The sequence below is a fragment of the Catenibacterium sp. GCM10023432 genome (assembly GCF_042651925.1).
Taxonomy (GTDB): Bacteria; Bacillota_I; Bacilli_A; order Erysipelotrichales; family Coprobacillaceae; genus Catenibacterium; species Catenibacterium mitsuoka.
In genome coordinates, this window is record NZ_JBHSEB010000101.1 from 1 (window position 1) to 421 (window position 421).

At 31.1% G+C, this 421-nt stretch carries 1 protein-coding gene; it reads left to right on the forward strand.

Going from position 1 to position 421, the window contains the following annotated elements:
* Positions 1–96 precede the first annotated feature (96 nt).
* The gene (locus ACFOZZ_RS12480) at positions 97–294 is read left to right on the forward strand and encodes a helix-turn-helix domain-containing protein (protein ID WP_376815351.1); all 198 of its coding nucleotides are present in this window, start codon (positions 97–99) and stop codon (positions 292–294) included.
* Positions 295–421: the final 127 nt, after the last annotated feature.

Genomic DNA, 421 nt, shown 5'->3' on the forward strand with positions numbered 1-421 from the left:
TTCCACCTGTTTATTAATTTAATTTGCGGTTTTATTACTTTTTATTATGGGTAGAGTTTGCGGTTTAACACCGAAGAAATTCGTCTTTATTTGGATTTGAATTATCAATATAACCTTAAAATGAGTGAGATTGCGGATAAGTTTGGTATTCATGTAAATTATATGACACGATTATTTCATCAGAAATTTGATATTTCACCTAAACAATATCTGCTTTCAATTAAATTAAAAAAGGCTGCAGGCTTGTTACAGAGTACAAATCTCCCTGTATCTACAATTGGAATAACTAAATAGACTTGGGGTTAACTCAAGATTTAAAAATGCCAGGGGTGTGAACTTCTGGCATTGCTTTTGGGCTGTTAACTTTTTAGGGGCAGTTTTTCGCTATCTATTTTGTTTATTTCATAAATCATTTATCATG